The organism is Flavobacterium kayseriense, assembly GCF_014305095.1.
Classification (GTDB): domain Bacteria; phylum Bacteroidota; class Bacteroidia; order Flavobacteriales; family Flavobacteriaceae; genus Flavobacterium; species Flavobacterium kayseriense.
Genome location: NZ_JACRUI010000001.1, coordinates 94,947 through 108,250, shown reverse-complemented (window position 1 = coordinate 108,250; position 13,304 = coordinate 94,947). Strand labels below are relative to the sequence as shown.

13 protein-coding genes are annotated in these 13,304 nt (G+C 34.4%); 3 read left to right on the top strand and 10 right to left on the bottom strand.

Features of this window, described 5'->3' with window-relative positions; all coding sequences use genetic code 11:
• Window positions 1-21: 21 nt before the first annotated feature.
• The 4 genes from H8R22_RS00460 to surE all read right to left on the bottom strand — a co-directional run bounded on the left by H8R22_RS00460 (window position 22) and on the right by surE (window position 2,772).
• Window positions 22-519, bottom strand: coding sequence for a C40 family peptidase (locus H8R22_RS00460; protein ID WP_187009482.1), 498 nt, complete (start codon window positions 517-519; stop codon window positions 22-24).
• A 10-nt stretch (window positions 520-529) separates the two neighbouring features.
• The gene (lpxB, locus tag H8R22_RS00455; RefSeq protein ID WP_187009483.1) at window positions 530-1,645 is read right to left on the bottom strand and encodes a lipid-A-disaccharide synthase; all 1,116 of its coding nucleotides are present in this window, start codon (window positions 1,643-1,645) and stop codon (window positions 530-532) included.
• An 82-nt stretch (window positions 1,646-1,727) separates the two neighbouring features.
• Complete coding sequence (locus H8R22_RS00450; RefSeq protein WP_187009484.1) at window positions 1,728-2,000, bottom strand: hypothetical protein; 273 nt, start codon at window positions 1,998-2,000, stop codon at window positions 1,728-1,730.
• Window positions 1,993-2,772, bottom strand: coding sequence for a 5'/3'-nucleotidase SurE (gene surE / locus H8R22_RS00445; RefSeq protein WP_187009485.1), 780 nt, complete (start codon window positions 2,770-2,772; stop codon window positions 1,993-1,995). The genes H8R22_RS00450 and surE overlap by 8 nt, the downstream gene beginning before the upstream one ends.
• Before the next feature lie 178 nt (window positions 2,773-2,950).
• Here surE and H8R22_RS00440 point away from each other — a divergent pair, with 178 nt between their 5' ends.
• From H8R22_RS00440 to H8R22_RS00430, 3 genes are all read left to right on the top strand, one after another.
• Window positions 2,951-5,218, top strand: a complete 2,268-nt coding sequence (locus H8R22_RS00440; protein WP_187009486.1) for a carboxy terminal-processing peptidase — start codon at window positions 2,951-2,953, stop codon at window positions 5,216-5,218.
• Between the two features lie 116 nt (window positions 5,219-5,334).
• On the top strand, window positions 5,335-5,532 hold the full coding sequence (locus H8R22_RS00435; protein ID WP_187009487.1) for a hypothetical protein: 198 nt from the start codon (window positions 5,335-5,337) through the stop codon (window positions 5,530-5,532).
• A complete protein-coding gene (locus H8R22_RS00430; RefSeq protein WP_187009488.1) occupies window positions 5,517-5,930 on the top strand; it encodes a DNA/RNA non-specific endonuclease in 414 nt (137 codons plus the stop codon). The genes H8R22_RS00435 and H8R22_RS00430 overlap by 16 nt, the downstream gene beginning before the upstream one ends.
• A 33-nt stretch (window positions 5,931-5,963) precedes the next feature.
• On the opposite strand, the gene rodA is transcribed toward H8R22_RS00430, so the two are convergent.
• From rodA to purH, 6 genes are all read right to left on the bottom strand, one after another.
• Window positions 5,964-7,199 carry a rod shape-determining protein RodA gene (rodA, locus tag H8R22_RS00425; RefSeq protein ID WP_187009489.1) on the bottom strand — a complete coding sequence of 412 codons (1,236 nt, stop codon included), beginning with the start codon at window positions 7,197-7,199 and terminating at the stop codon, window positions 5,964-5,966.
• 17 nt (window positions 7,200-7,216) lie between these two features.
• Window positions 7,217-9,151, bottom strand: a complete 1,935-nt coding sequence (gene mrdA, locus H8R22_RS00420; RefSeq protein WP_187009490.1) for a penicillin-binding protein 2 — start codon at window positions 9,149-9,151, stop codon at window positions 7,217-7,219.
• Window positions 9,148-9,654 (bottom strand): rod shape-determining protein MreD, encoded by a 507-nt coding sequence (locus tag H8R22_RS00415; protein ID WP_187009491.1) that lies wholly within the window; start codon window positions 9,652-9,654, stop codon window positions 9,148-9,150. Before H8R22_RS00415 ends, mrdA begins: the two co-directional genes overlap by 4 nt.
• A complete protein-coding gene (gene mreC / locus H8R22_RS00410; protein WP_187009492.1) occupies window positions 9,647-10,471 on the bottom strand; it encodes a rod shape-determining protein MreC in 825 nt (274 codons plus the stop codon). The genes H8R22_RS00415 and mreC overlap by 8 nt, the downstream gene beginning before the upstream one ends.
• Window positions 10,472-10,565: 94 nt before the next feature.
• Entirely contained in the window at window positions 10,566-11,594 is a 1,029-nt protein-coding gene (locus H8R22_RS00405) for a rod shape-determining protein (RefSeq protein WP_187009493.1), read from the bottom strand.
• A 54-nt stretch (window positions 11,595-11,648) separates the two neighbouring features.
• Window positions 11,649-13,175, bottom strand: coding sequence for a bifunctional phosphoribosylaminoimidazolecarboxamide formyltransferase/IMP cyclohydrolase (gene purH, locus H8R22_RS00400; protein WP_187009494.1), 1,527 nt, complete (start codon window positions 13,173-13,175; stop codon window positions 11,649-11,651).
• Between the last annotated feature and the right edge of the window lie 129 nt (window positions 13,176-13,304).

Sequence of the window (13,304 nt, the reverse complement as noted above, 5' to 3'; positions counted from 1 at the left end):
ATTTTACTTATAAACGTGTTGTTAGTTTAAAATTCTGTTTAACTGTACGAAAGTTTTTTGATAATAGGGTTCCTTTGTGGAGGAAATAATCACTCCTTTTGAGGTAGAGGTATGAATGAAGAGTACCTCCTCGTCCTTCACTTCTGTCACGATGCCGACATGATTAATTTGAGATCGGCCATTAGTTTTAAAGAAAATAAGATCTCCTTTTTTTGCTAAATTTAGATTTTTGCCTAAGATAATTCCTTGCCTTGCTTGATTATAGGAGGTTCGGGCTAAGGAAATGTCGTATTTAGAAAAAGTAGAAAGAACTAGACCAGAACAGTCATATCCATTTTTAGTAGTTCCCGCGGTTTTGTAGCGTACACCAAGATTTTCGCTCGCAGAATAGATGATGTTATCAGCTAATTTCAGATTTTCTTTATTTTCTTTTCGCTCAGTTTTACTAGTAAGTACAGATGATGATTTGCAAGAGGCAAATAGAAGAATAAAAGAAATAAAATAAAGTATTGGTTTCAAGGCTTTGTAATTATGATTTTAAATCGGCTACAATTAACCGAGCTGTTTTTTTACTAGCACCAGTTCCACCTAACTTAGTTTCTAATAAATTATATTTTTTTAGTAGTTGCTCTCGATGAGCGGGCGCAAGTAATTTAACTAACTCTTTTTTTAAGTTTTTAGTATTAAAATCGTCTTGAATTAATTCAGTAACAACCTCTTCATCCATGATAAGATTAACTAACGAGATGTATTTGAGAGTTATAATACCTTTTGCAATTTGGTAGGACGCCCAGCTTCCTTTGTAGCAAACCACTTCGGGAACTTTGAATAAGGCAGTTTCTAAGGTTGCAGTGCCCGAAGTAACTAATGCAGCTGTTGCTATTTTTAGTAGATCATAGGTTTTATTAGAGATGAATTTGATGTTGCTATTAGTAATAAAACTTTCATAAAAGGAATAATCCTGGCTTGGAGCACCTGCAATAACAAATTGATAGTCGGGAAAATCTTTTATTACACTTAGCATAATAGAAAGCATTTTTGTGATTTCTTGTTTTCTGCTACCGGGTAATAAGGCTATAATTGGTTTGTCGCTTAAATTATTTTGTATTCTAAAATCATCTAAAACAATTGCTTTTTGATTGTGTATGGCGTCGATAAGTGGATGCCCCACAAAAGTAACGGGATAGTTATGCTTGGATTCGTAAAAATCTTTTTCAAATGGTAAAATGACATACATTTTATCTACGTCACGCTTTATATCTTTAATACGATTCTCTTTCCAAGCCCAAATTTGGGGTGAGATATAGTAATGAGTTTTAATTCCACTTTCTTTCGCCCATTTCGCTATGCGCATGTTAAAACCTGGATAATCGATAAAAATGATTACATCAGGCTTAAATTTTAAAATATCTTTTTTACATACTTTTATATTTCCTAGAATGGTCTTAAGATTAAACACCACTTCAATAAACCCCATAAAGGCTAATTCACGGTAATGTTTTACAAGAGTTCCACCAACGGATTCCATTAAATCGCCTCCCCAAAAACGAATATCTGCGACACTATCTTCTTGGTATAAAGCTTTCATTAGATTAGAGCCATGTAAATCGCCTGAGGCTTCTCCAGCTATGATGTAGTATTTCATTTTTAGGATCTAAAAAGATTAAATAGAATTGATTTCAAAAATAGTTATTGCACTGTAAGGAATCAAATAAAAGATAGACTTTTTAGATGAACATAGTTACTATCGCCATCATGATTACAGAAAGTACTATTCCTCGTGCCATCAGATCCTGATTTAGTTTTAAAAGAATTCCGAATAAGATCAAATTTACTATGGATCCCAAGGTTATTAGTTTACCTAATGACCCTTGTGATTTCAATACCGAAACACCCTGATTAAAGTCAAACTTAGTAAAGAGAGATAAGTAGATGTAACAACCAAGTATGGTTCCTGCAAAACCAAGTATGGTTCCCGCAAATAATTTTTTTTTATTCATTCCAATTCCACGTATTAAGTTGCTGTGTAGCGTGGTGGGCGGTCAGGTCAAATTGAACTGGAACAACGGAGATATAGCCGTGCTCAAGTGCCCACTCATCAGTATCTTCTCCTTTGTCTTGATTTACAAATTCACCAGCTAACCAGTAATAATCTTTCCCTTGCGGCGTTTGTCTTTTGTCAAACTTTTCAACCCAAAGAGCTTTTGCTTGTCGACATATTTTTATTCCTTTTATTTCTTCCTTTTTCAATTTTGGGAAGTTCACATTCAATACCACATCTTTTGGTAGCTTATTTTCTAGCACTTCGAGCGTGATTTTTCGGATAAATGTTTTTATAGTTTCAAAGTCTGCATTCCATTCAAAATCTAAAAGTGAAAAACCTATTGCAGGGATGCCTTCGATTCCAGCTTCGACTGCAGCACTCATGGTTCCCGAATATATTACATTTATAGACGAATTAGATCCATGATTAACACCAGATACGCATAAGTCTGGTTTGCGACTTAATATTTCATTTACTGCAATTTTCACGCAATCAACAGGTGTGCCAGAGCAACTGTACTCCGTAATCTTATCGCCATCGCTTGAAATTTTATTCAGATACAAGGTGTTATTTATTGTAATGGCGTGTCCCATGGCACTTTGAGGTTTGTCAGGTGCGACTACGACTACCTCTCCAATATCTGACATCACATCAATTAGTGCTCTCATACCAGGGGCCGAAATTCCATCGTCGTTTGTAACTAATATTAAAGGCTTCGCTTTTTTCATGACTTGATTTTAGTAAATAACAGTTTGATAAGGTGATTTGTAACAAAGGAAGTAAATATTATTAACTTGTTTCGTTAATGATAAAACAAAAAAACAATTTATTATCTTTAACAAAAATTTATGCGAGCCTTGCCATCGTTGGGATGGTTTTTGACGTAACTTAGATTAAAAATTTTTGATGAATGCTATTATTAACTATATGAAAAGAAATTATAAAATACTTCTTGCACTTGTATTACTTTCTGTAACGCTGTTTGCATTCAAGATGAAATCCTCAAATGAGGTAGATCCTGATAAAGACAAATTGCTTTTGGAATTGTTAACATTTGTAATAGAAAAAGGCCATTACAACCCCGCTGCGATAGATGATAACTTCTCAAAAGGAATTTATAAAGACTATATTCAAGCTTTAGACCCTTCGAAAAGATTCTTTTTGCAAGCCGATATTGACGATTTTGTAAAGTATGAAACTGAGCTGGATGACCAAATTATTAATAAGGATTTGACATTTTTTAATCTGACTTATGATCGTTTGATGAAAAGAATGGAAGAAAGTAAGGGGATTTACGGAGATATTTTAAAAACTCCTTTTGATTATAAGATCAATGAGACTTTTAATACAGATTATGACAAAGCACCTTATGCCAAGTCAACTTCTGAATTAAAAGACAGATGGCGTAAGCAACTTAAATTATCTACTTTATCCTCTTTGACTGATCGCTTGAAATTGCAAGAAAATAAAAGTAAAGGAATTAAACAGGATACTGTAAGTGATACAGATGCAAGTTTAATTCAAGGTGATGACTTGACAGAAAATGCGGCTGCTTCAAAAAAAGATATAGGGGATGCAGATAAGATTAAAACATATGATGAGCTTGAAAAAGAGACGAGAGAGTCTGCCAAAAAGTCTTTAGACGAATATTTTGGTTTCATGAATGATTTAGATAGAAATGATTGGTTTTCAGTATATATTAACTCTATTACTGCTCGATTTGATCCGCATACTAACTATTTTGCTCCTGAAGAAAAGGAAAGATTTGATGTGAGTATTAGTGGTAAACTTGAAGGTATTGGGGCTCGTTTACAAAAGAAGAATGACTATACTGAGATTTCAGAATTGATTTCGGGTGGTCCTGCATGGAGAGGTAAAGATCTTGAGGCCGGAGATATAGTTATGAAAGTGGCTCAAGGAAGCGGTCAGGCAGTAGATGTTGTAGGAATGCGCTTGGATGATGTTGTTAAGAAAATTAAAGGTCCAAAAGGGTCAGAAGTTCGTTTAACAGTTAAAAAAGTGGACGGTACAATAAAAATTGTTTCCATAATTAGAGACATTGTTGAGATTGAAGAGACTTACGCAAAGACAAGTATTGTAAGCAGAAATGGCTTAAAGTATGGAGTTATTTATCTTCCTAAATTTTACATCGACTTTGAAAATAAAGACGGTAGAGATGCTGGTAAGGACATTGCTCTTGAAGTAGAAAGACTGAAAAGTGCACAAGTTGATGGAATCGTTTTAGATGTTCGTGACGATGGTGGAGGTTCATTGTCTACTGTTGTTGATATAGCAGGATTGTTCATAGAGCAAGGACCAATTGTGCAAATTAAATCTGCCGGAAGGAAAAAAGAAGTTTTGTATGATCGTGATAAAAAAATTGAGTATGATGGACCATTGGTTATTATGGTAAATAGCTTTTCGGCTTCTGCTTCTGAAATTTTAGCTGCGGCGATTCAAGATTACAAGCGTGGAATCATAATAGGTAGTAAGCAGACTTATGGAAAAGGAACGGTTCAAAACGTTATAGACCTTAACCAGTTTGTTCGTAACAATGAAGTTGGAGATTTAGGGGCATTAAAGACTACTACTCAAAAATTTTATCGCATAAATGGTGGATCAACTCAGTTAGAAGGAGTAAGTAGTGATGTGGTTATGCCAGATCGTTATGCTTATTTAAAAATGGGTGAACGCGATATGGATAATGCGATGCCTTGGGATAAAATTGATGCTGCAGATTATACTGTGTGGGATAAGACAGCAAATTTTAATAAAGCAATTGCAAATAGTAAAAGTAGAATTCAGAATAATGCACAATTCAAGTTAATTGAAGAGAATGCTAAATGGATCGACAATAGAAGTAAAGAAAACGATTATAGTCTAAATATCGATAAATTTAAAATGGAGCAAAATGCTGTAGAAGAAGCGGCGAAGAGATACAAGCCAATTTTACAGTATAAAAATTCTTTGCAGTTTTCATCGCTTCCTTACGAAGTGGAGCAAATGGCTAAGGACAAAATTTTAAAAGAAAAACGAGAGAGATGGCATGAAGGTTTGGCAAAGGATGTTTATGTTGAAGAAGCCTTAAATGTATTAGATGATTTACAAGATAAGGCAGTAGTTAAAAAGTCAATGACGACTTCATTAAAAAAGGATAAAGTGGCTAAGTCTTAGTCAAATCTTTATTGAGCTAGTAGCACTATAAAAAGCGCATCAAGATTACATAGTTAATCTTGATGCGCTTTTGTATTTTGAATGTTTTTCTAATACTTAAAATGAAAAATGAGTTTATGAAGTTAAGTAAGTTTAGCTTGGTTTTTGTGACTCTTGTCTTGGTTGTTCTTACTTGTAAAAAGATAAATACTGTTAGTTCGGTAGTAGATAGCGTCGAATTATATTCTAGTAAAAATGGTGTCGTTGAGATTGCAGCAGAATTTAATTTCTTACCTAAATCAACAACTAGCCAGCTAATATGGAATTCAATCTAGGCGTCTATAATGATACTTTTTTGACTTCTAATATGGCGCCGCAGGATCACGATTGTAATAGCAGTATTTGGAATCGATTAGAGCAAAAAGTTCGCTTTTGGGCGGAGAAATATAATGGAGTATATGTTGTTGTGAGAGGAGTTCTTAATCCGTCTCTAAAAACTATAGGATACGAAGATATTGCAATTCCAGAACAATTTCATAAAGTAGTTTTAGATGAATCTAATGGCTGCTATAAAATGATTGCTTTTAGACTACCTAATAAAACTAGCGAAAAGCCACTATTTAATTATGTGGTATCCGTAGATTACATAGAAAAAATACCAGGTATAAATTTTTTTCCAGCGCTTGAAGATAGCATTGAAAATAAACTGGAAAAATCAGTGGATAGTAAGTAGTCCTTGGTTTAGTAAATAGTAGTAGCCCGTGCTCTACCACTCATTTACTTTATTTGCATCCATTTTTAAAAAGATAAATAATAAAATCGTAAAGCCCCATAATCCCGATCCTCCGTAGGAGAAAAAGGGTAGTGGTACTCCAATGGTTGGGAATATTCCAATTACCATGGCAATGTTTACAAAAAAATGTGTAAATAGTATACCAGCAACACAGTAGCCGTATACGCGACTAAATTTGGTTTTTTGTCTTTCTGCCAGGTAAATTACTCTTAAAAATAACGTTACAAATAAGCCAATTACTACAATCGAACCGGCAAAGCCCCATTCCTCGCCAACAGTGGTAAAAATATAATCGGTATGTTGTTCAGGTACAAATCCGCCTTTGGTCTGTGTTCCTTCTAGAAAACCTTTTCCGATCCATCCACCAGATCCAATAGCTATTTCTGATTGATTAGTGTTGTATCCAATTCCCTTTAAATCGACTGTCTTTCCTAAAAGAATATTAAAACGATCCCTGTGATGCTGCTTAAATACATTATCAAATACATAGTCCACAGAAAGGACAAAGCCAGAGATGAAGACTAAAAGGATGCCACTTAGGACAATATTTCTATCTGCTAATCTTGACTTAAAGTGTACAAGTAGTATAACAATTAGTGCTATTAAAATGACATATTGTGGTTCTAATACAAGGGTAAATATAAATAGTGCTATTGCAATGAAGCCTGTCCAAATATACCATGATGGCAAACCTTCTCTATACAATACTATTAGAAATACACTGTAAATAAGTGCGCTTCCTGGGTCAGGTTGAGGTAGGATTAATAAAACAGGTAAAAACACAATGGCCAGAGCTTGAACTTGTCTGCTAACTTCTTTTAAATTTATCTGAGAATCACTTAAATATTTAGCTAAAGCGAGTGCCGTTGCTGCTTTGGCAAATTCTGAAGGTTGTATTGTAAAGCTACCGATAGCGTACCAGCAGCGCTGACCTGCTATCGTTTTTCCAAATAGAAATAATCCGGCAAGTGTAAGTAATGAAACTCCAAATATGATACTGGCGTATTTTTCATAGAATTTACCGTCTATTGCGAGAATCATGAAAATTAACGGAATGGTTAATACAATAAATATTAACTGTTTTTCGTAGGTACCATCTAGAGATGATAGAGATGAAGAGTAAATGTTAAGCCACCCCATTAATACTAGCAGGGCATATATAATGACACAACTCCAGTCAATATTTTTTTTTATACTTTGGTTTTTCATTTTAAATGAATCTCTTGTTAATTCTCTTTTGTAGTATCAATTGCAATAGTTCTCATTTTTGTCGTTACCGTTTTCTTGATGGTGTCTTTAGGGGTTGTTTCGATAGCGCTAGCTTCCTTCATTCCTCCTAATTTTGCGTATCGGTCTCGTAAACTACGTTCTAAAATTCTTTTCTCTAAATCGGTTCTTGTGATTTTATTTCTTAAATATTTTTCAATCATTAAGCTGGCAATTGGTCCAGCGATAGTGGCACCGTATCCGCCGTTTTCCACTAAGATAGCTATAGCAATTTTAGGATTATCCTTTGGTGCGAAAGCAACAAATATAGAGTGGTCTTCTAACTTCGTCCTTTTTCCATTTATTTTAGCAAAATTCTCAGCAGTTCCTGTTTTTCCACAAATATCGATACCTTCAACCCTAAGAGCGCTAGCAGTACCAAAATTATACACATCAAATAAACCGCTAATCATTGGCTTAAAGTATTTTTTGTCTATTGTAGTTTCATGCTTTACTTTAAATTTAGGATCTATATTACCTCCTTTTATCTTTTTGATGATGTGAGGTGTGTAGTAGTGTCCTTCATTAGCTACCGTAGCCATCATATTCGCTAATTGAATAGGGGTCATCAACACCTCTCCTTGGCCTATGGAGTTAGATACAATTGTGGTACTTCGCCATCCACCATTAGGATAGATTTTCTTGTATGTTTGAGATGTGGGCACATTACCTCTTTTTCCTGTTGGTAAATCGTATCCCATAAAATCGCCAAGGCCAAAGCTTTTAACGTGATTGCTCCATACATCAACAGCATATCCTGGTTTTGAATATTTGTTGATCGTTCGCATGTACACCTGAGCGAAATAGGTGTTACATGAATTATAAATTCCGTTGTGTAATGTATGCGGTCCAAATCCATGGCATTTCATAAATCGTCCTCTAGCGTAGCTAAATCCATGATGGCACATGAAGGAAGTTTGCTCATCTATAACACCTTCTTGCAATCCAATTAAACCTGTTAAGATTTTGAAAGGTGATCCTGGAGGATATTCTGCAAGTAACCCTCTGTCGTAAAGCGGTTTTGCAATCGAATCGCGGTACAGTAGAGTATAATTCTTTGATCGCTGTCTCCCGACTAAGATAGAAGGGTCATAAGATGGAGCAGTTACTAAAGCTAGAATCTCTCCTGTTTTAGGTTCTATAGCAACGATACCTCCACGCTTATTGATCATTAATTGCTCACCGTACCTCTGTAATTCAGCATCTAATGTCAGGTTAATGTCTTCTCCTTGTACGGCAATTGTATCGTATTTTCCATCTTTATAAGAACCAATTTCTCTGTTGTATTTATCTTTTTGGATGTATTTTACGCCTTTGATACCACGTAATATTTCTTCGTAACTTTCTTCTACTCCTTGGCGGCCTATTAAATCACCACTATTATAATACGGGTTTTTAGCAATAAGTTTTTCGTTTACTTGCGTAATAAAGCCGAATACATTGGCTCCAAAATCTACTTCATAGTCACGTAAGGAACGTTTTTGAAAATAGAAACCTTCAAATTTTCTGATTTTTTCTTGAAATGCGGCGAATTCGCTCTTATTTAACTGTGGTAAAAAAACAGAGGGAAGTCTAGGACTGTATACTTTTGCCTTAGCGATTTTAGTAATATAGTCCTCTTTTGTAATATTAAGTAACTGACAAAATTCTAGAGTGTCAATGTTTTTAAGCTCTCTAGGAATAACCATAATATCATAGGATGCTTGATTGGCAACTAGTAATTTACCATTCCTGTCATAGATGTAACCTCTCTCTGGATAATCGTATTTGATTTTTATTGCATTATTTTCCGACTTCAATTTGAAAGTATCATCGACAACTTGCAAATAGAAAATTCGAATAAGTAGCAATGATGCTGCAATGATTATTAAAGAAGGCAGCAGAAGTTTTCTCATCTTTTGTTAGGCTTAATAAGGTATATTATAATTATACAACTAATGATTGTGAATACGGCGCTTAAAAGTGCTCGTATTAAAATATCCAAAAAGAAGCTAATTTGAAAGGCTTCTAGCAGAAATAAAATAAAATGGTGCACTACAACTGAAAGCAGTATAAATGAAAACCGCTCTGGTGTTAAAACATCATTTAGTTTGATGGTTTGGTATTCATAACTAATTCCAAATGAAAATTTAAAAATAGAAGGTCGAATGTAAGCTAGTACCAAACAGGCTGTAGCATGTGTTCCTCCTGAGTTTAAAAAAATGTCCATCATGAATCCTAATGCAAAACTAGCTAAAAGTAATGCTGACCTATTTCCGTTAACCGGATAAAGTATGATGAACAAAATATAGGGTAATGGAATTATGAATCCCAAAAAGTTCATATTGTTAAAAATAACAATTTGTACGGCCAATAACAAGATAAACCGAAATATATTGGATAACAAAGTGCTATTCATCTGTGTTTCGTTTTTCTAAGTTATTAAGTTCTTCGCGATTTTTACTTTTTATTATGTAAACATGTCCTAAGTTAGTCATGTCGTTAAAAAGTTTAATATCTAAAGTATAGTAGTTTGTTTTGTTGTCGATGTATATTTTATGAATGGTACCAACGTTAACATTTTCTGGAAAAATAACAGATTGGCCTCCGGTTACAATTGTATCTCCTTTTCGAACAGATGCCAATCTTGGTACATCTATCAATTGAACAAAACCAGTGCTTTTACCATTCCAAACCAAAGAACCAAAGTGATTTGATTTTTTAATTTTGGCATTAATTTGCGATTTTACATTTAAGATACTAACTACGGTAGCAAATTTCGGGGAGGTATTATCGACGATTCCTACGATTCCTAAATTGTTTATGACTCCCATATCCTGTTTTACTCCATCATTAGATCCTGAGTTCAGTGTTAAGTAGTTTTCATGTACATTATAGGAATTGTGTATAACCTTAGATACTAAAATATCATCAGCAGGAATTCCAACAATAGAATCCATTTTTTTGAGATAGCTGGTGTCCTTTTTATTAAAAAGAATGCTTTTTAACCTTGCGTTTTCAAGAGCTAATGCCTCGTTTTCTGTTCTTAAATTCAAATACTCACTTACATCATTGATTTGTTGGTACACACCACCACTGAGGAAATTAGCTGAGCTGATCACCTTGCTTCTGTGGTAGGAGTGAGATTGTATGGTAAGCAAAAACGAAATGCATAATAACAGCAAAAACAGTAAACGATTACTGTTTTTGAATATGAAATTAAATATTTGCTGCATTCTCTAAATTTGATTAAGTTGTTCTGAAAAACCGTAAGTATTTGGATAGTATTGATTTAAGGAAATCTTAGAGAGCCTCAAGTCTAATAGCATCTTATTTAATTAAGATGCTTTTAAATTTTCCAATATTCTTCAGTGCCATACCTGTACCACGAACAACCGCTCTTAACGGATCTTCAGCTATATAAACTGGTAGGTCTGTTTTTTGCGAAATACGTTTGTCGAGACCTCTTAACATCGATCCTCCACCAGCAAGGTATATTCCAGTATTGTAAATATCTGCTGCTAATTCAGGAGGCGTTTGTGATAATGTTTCCATTACTGCATCCTCAATTCGTTGAATTGATTTGTCTAGTGCTTTCGCTATTTCTCTGTATGAAACGTCTACTTGTTTAGGTTTACCTGTTAGTAAATCTCTTCCTTGAACTGACATGTCCTCAGGAGGAGTTTCTAAATCTTCTATAGCAGCTCCAATTTGGATTTTTATTTTTTCAGCAGTGCTTTCACCAACAAATAAGTTGTGTTGTGTACGCATGTAATACACAATATCATTTGTAAAAACATCACCAGCAATTTTCACTGATTTGTCGCACACAATCCCACCAAGTGCGATTACTGCAATTTCTGTAGTACCACCACCTATGTCCACAATCATATTTCCTTTAGGTTGCATGATATCGATACCAATACCAATTGCTGCAGCCATAGGTTCATGTATCAAGTAAACTTCTTTTCCGTTTACTCTTTCACATGATTCTTTAACAGCTCTCATTTCTACTTCTGTAATTCCTGAAGGAATACATACTACCATCCTAAGAGCGGGAGTAAACATTCTTTTTTTCAAAGCAGGAATACTTTTGATAAACATACTGATCATTTTTTCAGAAGCATCAAAATCAGCAATTACACCGTCTTTCAAAGGCCTTATGGTCTTAATGTTTTCATGTGTCTTACCCTGCATTAAGTTGGCTTCTTTACCAACAGCAATGATTTTGCCCGATATTCTATCGCGGGCAACTATTGATGGGCTATCAATTACTACTTTATCATTGTGAATGATTAAAGTATTAGCGGTACCAAGATCTATCGCAATATCCTCGGTCATGAAATCAAAAAATCCCATATGTCTTTTAGGGGTTTAAAAGTTAAAAAATAAGAGCCAACAAAGTTAAACAAATTAATGTTTAAAATGACGGGTTCCTGTAAATACCATTGCAAGTTTATTTTCGTTGCAATAATCTATGCTTAATTGATCTTTTATAGATCCTCCTGGTTGGATTACTGCTGTTATTCCAGCTTCCTTTGCAAGCTGAACGCAATCTGGAAAAGGGAAAAAAGCATCACTTGCCATCGAAGCACCTTTTAAATCAAAACCGAAAGCCTTTGCTTTCTCTACTGCTTGAACTAATGCGTCTACTCGTGATGTTTGTCCTGTACCTGATGAAATGAGTGTTCCGTTTTTTGCAAACACAATTGTATTTGACTTCGTGTTTTTACACACTTTAGAAGCAAATATTAAGTCTTCAACTTCTTGTTCTGTAGGGCTTGTTGTTGTAACGGTTTTTAAATCGTCTTTATTGTCTGTGATATTGTTTCTTTCTTGAATTAAAAGACCGTTCAAGCAAGTACGAACTTGTTTGTTAGGTAGTTCAACTTCATTTTGAATTAATATAATTCTGTTTTTCTTTTCTTCTAAAATCGCAATCGCTTCTTTTTCATATTCTGGTGCTATTACAACTTCGCAAAATAACTTATTAATTTCTATTGCTGTAGCAACGTCGATTTTTGTATTAGCTATTAAAACGCCACCAAATGCTGATGTAGGATCGCATGCTAGTGCAGCAACATAAGCCTCGCTAATTGTTTTTCTAGAGGCAAGACCACAAGCGTTATTGTGTTTAAGTATAGCAAAGGTAGGGCCGTCGTTTTTAAACTCATTAATTAAGTTAACAGCAGCGTCTACGTCTAATAAATTATTGTACGATAACTCTTTCCCGTGTATTTTGTTGAAGATAGCATCAAAATCGCCAAAGAAAAATCCTTTTTGATGCGGGTTCTCTCCGTATCTTAATACTTGGCCTTCAGTAATACTTTCTTTATATATGGTCTCGTCGGTATTAAAATAATTGAAGATAGCTGTGTCGTAGTGTGAAGATACATGGAATGCTTTTGTAGCAAATAATTTCCTGTCTTCTAATGTTGTCGCTCCGTTTTGTGTTGTTATTTTTTCAAGTAGCGTACTGTAATCATTTACCGAAGCTACGATTACGGTGTCTTTAAAGTTTTTAGCTGCAGCGCGTATTAAGGAGATTCCACCAATATCTATTTTTTCGATAATATCTGCTTCACTTGCTCCCGATGCAACTGTTTTTTCAAAAGGGTATAGATCGACAATCACTAAGTCAATTTGTGGAATGTTAAATTCTTCCATTTGTTGAACGTCACTAGGATTATCTTGACGATTTAAAATTCCTCCAAAAACTTTTGGGTGTAATGTCTTTACTCTCCCACCAAGAATAGATGGGTATGACGTCACATCTTCAACTGGAATAACGGGGATGCCTAAGTTTTTTATGAAATCTTCTGTCCCTCCTGTAGAATAAAGTGTAACATTTTGACTGTTTAGTTGTCTTACAATTGGTTCAAGACCTTCTTTGGAAAAAACAGAAATTAATGCTGATTGAATTGTTTTAGTTGTGCTCATGTGTAGTTATAGTTATAAAGTGCAAAAATAGTTTTTTAAAGTTAAAATTGAGCTATTTGAATTTGAGATAATTTATAAAGTTGCTTGCTATCCTAACTGGGTACTGAAATTGTAACTGAGCTGTTTAAA

What these genes read in the sequence shown, in the direction of transcription:
- mrdA (WP_187009490.1), bottom strand. Translation starts at nt 9,151, where the DNA reads ATGAGAAAACTTCTGCTGCCTTCTTTAATAATCATTGCAGCATCATTG.
- H8R22_RS00435 (WP_187009487.1), top strand. Translation starts at nt 5,335, where the DNA reads ATGAAGTTAAGTAAGTTTAGCTTGGTTTTTGTGACTCTTGTCTTGGTT.
- H8R22_RS00405 (WP_187009493.1), bottom strand. Translation starts at nt 11,594, where the DNA reads ATGGGATTTTTTGATTTCATGACCGAGGATATTGCGATAGATCTTGGT.
- H8R22_RS00415 (WP_187009491.1), bottom strand. Translation starts at nt 9,654, where the DNA reads ATGAATAGCACTTTGTTATCCAATATATTTCGGTTTATCTTGTTATTG.
- rodA (WP_187009489.1), bottom strand. Translation starts at nt 7,199, where the DNA reads ATGAAAAACCAAAGTATAAAAAAAAATATTGACTGGAGTTGTGTCATT.
- lpxB (WP_187009483.1), bottom strand. Translation starts at nt 1,645, where the DNA reads ATGAAATACTACATCATAGCTGGAGAAGCCTCAGGCGATTTACATGGC.
- H8R22_RS00440 (WP_187009486.1), top strand. Translation starts at nt 2,951, where the DNA reads ATGAATGCTATTATTAACTATATGAAAAGAAATTATAAAATACTTCTT.
- H8R22_RS00450 (WP_187009484.1), bottom strand. Translation starts at nt 2,000, where the DNA reads ATGAATAAAAAAAAATTATTTGCGGGAACCATACTTGGTTTTGCAGGA.
- mreC (WP_187009492.1), bottom strand. Translation starts at nt 10,471, where the DNA reads ATGCAGCAAATATTTAATTTCATATTCAAAAACAGTAATCGTTTACTG.
- H8R22_RS00430 (WP_187009488.1), top strand. Translation starts at nt 5,517, where the DNA reads ATGGAATTCAATCTAGGCGTCTATAATGATACTTTTTTGACTTCTAAT.
- surE (WP_187009485.1), bottom strand. Translation starts at nt 2,772, where the DNA reads ATGAAAAAAGCGAAGCCTTTAATATTAGTTACAAACGACGATGGAATT.
- purH (WP_187009494.1), bottom strand. Translation starts at nt 13,175, where the DNA reads ATGAGCACAACTAAAACAATTCAATCAGCATTAATTTCTGTTTTTTCC.